Source organism: uncultured Gemella sp., assembly GCF_963525875.1.
Lineage (GTDB): Bacteria > Bacillota > Bacilli > Staphylococcales > Gemellaceae > Gemella.
In genome coordinates this window covers 1-7,073 of sequence record NZ_CAURMG010000058.1, presented here as the reverse complement: position 1 = coordinate 7,073, position 7,073 = coordinate 1, and the positions used below count along the sequence as shown (strand labels likewise).

Annotated in this window: 4 protein-coding genes; all 4 read left to right on the top strand. The window is 31.9% G+C overall.

From position 1 onward, the window contains the following. A partial coding sequence (locus RWQ73_RS07380) for a His/Gly/Thr/Pro-type tRNA ligase C-terminal domain-containing protein (RefSeq protein WP_314407713.1) occupies nucleotides 1–731 on the top strand: 731 nt, incomplete at its 5' end. Nucleotides 732–939: 208 nt separating this feature from the next. Continuing rightward, nucleotides 940–5,289 carry a PolC-type DNA polymerase III gene (locus RWQ73_RS07375; protein ID WP_314407711.1) on the top strand — a complete coding sequence of 1,450 codons (4,350 nt, stop codon included), beginning with the start codon at nucleotides 940–942 and terminating at the stop codon, nucleotides 5,287–5,289. Nucleotides 5,290–5,626: 337 nt separating this feature from the next. Continuing rightward, on the top strand, nucleotides 5,627–6,898 hold the full coding sequence (murA, locus tag RWQ73_RS07370; RefSeq protein ID WP_314407710.1) for a UDP-N-acetylglucosamine 1-carboxyvinyltransferase: 1,272 nt from the start codon (nucleotides 5,627–5,629) through the stop codon (nucleotides 6,896–6,898). 9 nt (nucleotides 6,899–6,907) lie between these two features. After that, a partial coding sequence (locus RWQ73_RS07365; protein WP_314086715.1) for a DNA-directed RNA polymerase subunit beta occupies nucleotides 6,908–7,073 on the top strand: 166 nt, incomplete at its 3' end.

The following is a 7,073-nucleotide window of genomic DNA, read 5'->3' as shown; positions in this document are numbered from 1 at the left end:
TTGAAGAAGTTATGGGTGGAGTAGTAGGTTACATGGGACCATTTGGCATTAAAAACTGTAAAGTAATTGGTGACAATGCTATTAAATATATGTACAACCACAGTTGTGGAGCTAATAAAAAAGGATTCCACTATATCAACGTAAATCCAGGAGATTATGAAGTAGAAGCTCACTATGATCTTCGTATGATTGAAGAAGGGGATATAGCTGAGGATTTATCAGGACCTGTTAAATTCGCTAAAGGTATCGAGGTAGGACAAGTCTTCGAACTAGGAAAAGGATATTCAGAATCTATGGATATTACGTACCTAGATGCTAATGGACGTGCAAATCACTTCTACATGGGATGCTATGGAATTGGGGTAACTCGAGTAATTTCAGCTATCATTGAACAACATAGTGATGATAAAGGTATTATTTGGCCTAAAGAAGTAGCTCCATACCAAGTTCATTTAGTATGTGTAGATGTTAAGAAAGAAGAGCAAGTAAAACTTAGTGAAGAACTATATGCTAAGTTAACTGCTGCAGGCTATGAAGTACTTTATGATGATAGAGCAGAGCGTGCGGGTGTTAAATTCAACGATGCAGACTTAATCGGTATTCCATTACAAGTTGTTGTAGGTAAAAAAGCTACAGAAGGAATTGTAGAAGTTAAAGAAAGAAAAACTTTAGAAAAAGTTGATACAGAAGTTTCTGATGTATTAGCTAAAGTAGAAGCATTCTACAAATAATAAAAAAAGTTAAAATAATAAATACCAACTAAAAATAAATGGTTGTAAGAAAATAACAATTTGTTTTTGGTTGGTATTTTTAGTATAATTTAATAGAGTATATTTTATTTTGGTACACAATTGATAAAGTAAACACCTTGTGATGGTAGTGAAAAGGTATAGTCAAAAGGATAATTTGCCAAATACAAAGATGAAAATAGGAGGAAGCATGAGTAATAAACATTTTTCTTTATTAGTTAAAACATTAGAATTAGAAGAACAATTAACCAATTTGGAGTTTATAAACTTTTCATTAGATAATATAGAAAAAGATAATAAAAACAAAATATGGACGTTTAATTTTAGTGGAGAAAATTTACCATCAGTAGATGAACTTACATTACTTATTCAAAAAATAAGAGAGAGTTTTTTAGGAGATTATATCGTTAATTATCGCTTAAAAGTAAGCAATGAAGTAACTGATGAACAAATTAAAGAATTTTGGAAATATATAATACTAGAGAATTTCTCAGAAATATCTCAGGTGTTACTAGAAAGTATTTTGTTTAGTGAAATTGCTGTTAATAATAGTGTATTAACAATGAAGATAATGGCTCCATCTATTTGGAATAATTTTATTAACGATAGAAAAGAACAAATTATAAATAGTTATTTGAATCTTGGTATTACGATTAAAGATATAGTTCCTAATTTCTCTAAAACAGATGTTGAAGCGGTATTAGAAAGTCAAGAGGAAAAGATTTCTCAGGAAATAGTAAAATTAGAAGAAATAGAGAAAAAAGAGGCAGAACGAAAACCAAAAGAGCCTGAAAGAAAATTTAATGGCTTTGGTGGAGGCGGTGGAAGTCGCTATGGCCAAGAAATTCGTGATGAAGATATAGTAGAGATAAAGGATGTTGTAGGATATTCTGGTGATGTAACGATAATGGCACAAGTTTTTGGCACGGAAGAAATTGTACACAGAAATGGTTCAAGTCAATACCGATTAAAACTTACAGATTATAGTGATTCTATCATTTTAAGGCTATTTGGTAATAATCCTAATTTAAAATTTCAAAATAAACGTAAGAATGAATTAATTGACTTAGTAAAAGGAATAAAGAAAGGTCAATGGCTTAAAATTCATGGAGCTGTAAGTAATGATCCCTATTTAAGAGATACAATCATTGAGCCTAAGTCTATTGAGGTTGCTCATAAAGATGAAAAGAAAGATAATTATAGTGGTAAAAAAAGAATAGAGTTAAATACTCATACAAAAATGAGTCAACTTGAGGGGATTTCCTCGGCTAAAGACTATTTAGCTCGCGCTATTGATTGGGGACACGAAGCAATTGCGTTTACTGATACTTATGGAGTTCAGGCGTATCCAGAAATTTGCTTAAGTTCAAAAGGAAAAGATATTAAGCCTATTTATGGACTTAATGCTTTTATTATGGATGATAGTATTACAGCTACAACAAATCCAAAAGATCTTAAATTAAAAGATGCAACTTATGTTGTTTTCGACGTTGAAACTACTGGTCTTTCTGCTGAACGTGACAGACTAATAGAAATTGCGGCTGTTAAGGTGAAAAATGGAGCTGAGATAGATAGTTTTGAAAGTTATATTAATCCGCAAAGACCTATTTCAGAATTAATTACCAAAATTACTAGTATTACTAATGATGATGTTAGAAATGCTCCTTTAGAAAAAGAGGTTATGACTAATTTTTATAATTGGTTAGATAAAGATGACATATTGGTAGCCCATAATGCAAAGTTTGACCTTGGTTTTTTAGATACATGTTTTGAACGATTAGGATTAGAAAATAAAAACAATGCAACTATCGATACATTATTCGTTTCTCGTGCAGAGAATAAAGATGCTAAAAGGCATGGTCTTAGTAATTTAGCCAAACTATACAAAGTTCGTTTAGTTCAACACCACAGAGCGATTTACGATACAAAAGCTACTGCAGAAATTTTTGTGAAAATGTTAGATCAACTTTATGAACTTGGCATTGAATACCATAATGAGATTGATCAAAAGATTGATTTGGAGCTTGCACATAAGCGTTCAAGAACTTTTCCTTGCTCAATTTTAGTGAAGAATGCAAAAGGCCTTAAAGATTTATTTAGATTGGTTTCGTATAGTTGCACTAAGTACTTAAATGCAGCCAAACCAACTATTCCACGTAGTTTATTAGAACAATACCGCCAAGATTTATTGATTGGTAGTGGTAATAGTGATAACGAAGTATTTGAAGAATTATTAAATTCAAAAGAAACTAAGGTAGAAGACATAATTGATTTTTATGATTATATTGAAATTCAACCTAAAAATCACTACGAGAGTTTTATAAAGAATGAGAGAATAGCAAATATATCGGAATTAGAAAAAATTCTAAAAAAATTAATTCAATTAGCTAAGAAAAAAGAAAAAATTGTTGTGGCAACAGGGGATTGTTATTATTTAGATGAATATCAACATGCCTATCGACAAATATTAAGACTAACGGTGAAAAGTAATCCAGGTGCCCGCGATTTAAAACCAATGGCAACATTCTTGACAACCGAAGAAATGTTAAAAGAATTTGCTTATTTAGATGAACAATTAAGAGAAGAATTAGTTATAGATAATACTCATAAAATCAATGATATGATAGAATTAGTTGTTCCACTAAAAGATAAGTTGTATACGCCGAATATCGAGGGAGCAGCAGATGAGGTTCGAAATTTAAGTTATGATATGGCTCATAAAATATACGGAGAACAGTTACCAGAGATTGTAGAGAAGAGATTAGAAAAAGAACTAGCCTCTATTATTGGTAATGGATTTTCAGTAGTCTATTTAATTTCTCATAAACTTGTTAAGAAATCACTTGATGATGGATATCTAGTAGGTTCGAGGGGATCCGTTGGTTCATCACTTGTAGCCACAATGATGGAAATTACAGAGGTTAATCCACTAGCTCCACATTACGTTTGTCCGAAATGTAAACATAGTGAATTCTTCTTAAATGCTGAATACGCATCGGGGTTTGACCTTCCGAATAAAAACTGCCCACATTGTGATGTGAAAATGACAAAAGATGGCCAGGATATTCCTTTCGAAACATTCTTAGGATTTAATGGAGATAAAGTACCCGATATAGATTTAAACTTCTCTGGTGAATATCAAGCAACAGCTCACAACTTCACAAAAGAAATTTTTGGTGAAGATTATGTATATCGTGCTGGAACTATTTCGACGGTAGCTGAGAAGACAGCTTATTCATTCACAAGAGATTATTATGAGAAAAATGAAATAGAGAAAAGAAGTATAGATATTGAACGTATTGCAGCGGGATGTGAAGGTTCTAAGAGAACTACTGGTCAACACCCAGGAGGAATACTAGTAGTCCCTAATGATATGGATATTTTTGACTTTACTCCATATCAATTCCCAGCTGATGATGAAACGAGTCCATGGCGAACAACTCACTTCGATTTCCATTCTATTCACGATAATATCTTAAAGTTCGATATACTTGGACACGATGATCCAACTATGATAAGAAAACTTCAAGATTTATCTGGTATTGATCCTAAAACAATAGATGTATCTGATCCTGAAGTAATGGGTATTTTTTCAACTGTAGAAGCACTTGGGGTAACAAGAGAACAAGTGGATTCAGCTAGTGGGACTTTTGGGATACCTGAATTTGGAACAAACTTTGTTATTCAGATGTTAGATGACACGAAGCCGACTACATATTCAGAATTAGTCCAAATATCAGGGTTATCTCATGGTACAGATGTTTGGTTAGGTAATGCACAAGAATTAATAAAAAATGGTACTTGTGAACTTAAGGATGTAATTGGATGTCGTGATGACATTATGGTATATCTAATTCATGCAGGTCTTGAAGAAGGATTATCTTTCAAAATAATGGAAAGTGTAAGGAAAGGTAAAGGTTTATCAGAAGACTTCGAAAAAGCTATGATTGATAATAATGTTCCAGCTTGGTACATTGATTCTTGTAAAAAAATTAAATATATGTTCCCGAAAGCCCATGCATGCGCCTATGTACTTATGGCACTTAGAATAGCGTGGTTTAAGGTACATCAACCACTTATATATTATTGTGCTTATTACTCAGTAAGAGCGAGTGATTTTGATATTATTACGGTTGTTAAGGGAGCAGAAACATTAAAAGCAAAAATTAAAGAAATAAAAACTACAGATAAAAATGAATTATCGAATAAAGATAAAGATGCTCTTGTAAGTTATGAAATTGCTAATGAGATGATGGAGCGAGGTTTCACATTTTCAAAAGTTGATTTAGAAAAATCAGCAAGTCATGACTATATCATTGAAGGAAATACTTTAATTCCACCGTTTTCTATTGTTCCTGGTTTAGGTGATAACGTAGCGAATAAAATAGTCCAGGCAAGGGAAGAGAAGCCTTTCCTGTCAATCGAAGATTTTTCAAAACGAGGAAGTGTATCATCAACTGTGGTAGAGTATTTGAGAGAGATGGGGACATTAAAAGGTCTACCTGAAAAAGCTCAATTATCATTTTTCGATGAATTGTAAATGATAGGATTATTCATTTAAAGTACAATTAATTATAAAAAAAGAGTGTTATTCTACAAAATGATAAAATAATTAAGATGTTATATTTGCGAAATTATTTTACTTTGTAGAATAACATTTTAATGTAGAGCTAAAAACAAAAAATATTAACGAAACAAAGATTATTTAATATTAATAAAATTATGTAAATAGAATTAGTTTTATATTATTTAGTGATAAAATAAATATATTTTCATAAATTAAATATTAAAATAATTATTCGAACTTTATTTATTTTTTAATTTGTGGTAGTATTATATGTGATATAAAATGTAAATATAGAGATGGAGGAAACAACTTGGAAAAAATAGTTGTTAAAGGTGGGACACCTTTAATAGGAGAAGTACAAGTTTCTGGAGCGAAAAATGCTGCTTTACCGATATTAGCAGCTGGATTATTGGCGACAGAGGGTACAAGTAAATTTTATAATGTTCCTAAGTTATCAGATATAAAAACAATAGGATTATTATTCGAAAGTCTAGGAGTAAAGATTGATTATAGACCAGATGAAAATACATTAGAGATGGATGCGAGGAATCCATTATTAACAGAGGCATCATTTGAATTTGTTAGTAAAATGAGAGCATCATTTTTAGTTTTAGGTCCTATGCTAGCTCGTGAAGGAAGTGCGAAGGTAGCAATGCCAGGTGGATGCTCTATTGGAAGCAGACCGATTGATCAACATTTAAAAGGATTTGAAGCCTTAGGCGCTACAATTATTCAGGATGCAGGATTCGTAGAAGCCCGAGCTGAAAAGGAATTAGAAGGATCAACAATCTTCTTTGACTTCCCAAGTGTAGGTGGAACACAAAATGTTATTATGGCTAGTTGTTTAGCAAAAGGAAAAACGACAATTGTTAATGCCGCACAAGAGCCTGAGATTGAAGACATGATTAACTTTTTAATTAAAATGGGAGCTAAGATTGAAGGAAAAGGAACTTCTGTTTTAGTTATAGAAGGTGTTGAGAAACTAGTAGGTACAGAATATACTGTAATGCCTGACCGTGTAGAAGCGGCTACATATATGATTGCAGCAGCTGCAACTAAAGGAAATGTATTAGTTAAAGGGGCACCGTACAAAGATAATGTCGCTTTAGTGAGTAAGATGCGAGAAATGGGAGTTGAAATCGAGGTTGTGGATGAAACATCGATGCGAGTAAGTAATAAACTTGAGAGTTTAAGACCTGTAGATGTCAAGACTTTACCACACCCAGGATTTTTAACGGATATGCAATCTATTATGTGTGTATTGACACTATTAGCTGATGGTACAAGCACAATTACTGAAACTGTTTTTGAAAATAGATTTATGCATGTTGAAGAACTACGTAGAATGAATGCAAAAATTAGAATAGAAGGAAGAAGTTCACTAATAGAAGGGTTACCTCATTTAGAAGGAACTACCGTAAGAGCTACAGATTTACGTTCAGGAGCAGCGTTAGTTATCGCAGGATTAATGGCTACAGGAACTACAAAGGTTATTGATATTTATCATATTGATAGAGGATATGTAGACATTGAAGAAAAAATGAGAAAACTAGGTGCAGATATTCAAAGAATTGATGAGTAGGAATTTATTATGAAATTAAGTGATAAATTATTAAGATATTTGCGAAATATAGCCTTAATAATTATTATATTTTATATAGGATTATTAATAGGCTACACTATTCTTGGTAAGGGAAGTTTATTCGATGCTTTAAGTTTAAAGCCGATAAGACATATTAAAGATATTATATACAATT

Bases quoted from the DNA above. Each gene is read 5' to 3' on its own strand.
- RWQ73_RS07375 (WP_314407711.1), top strand. From the start codon at position 940: ATGAGTAATAAACATTTTTCTTTATTAGTTAAAACATTAGAATTAGAA.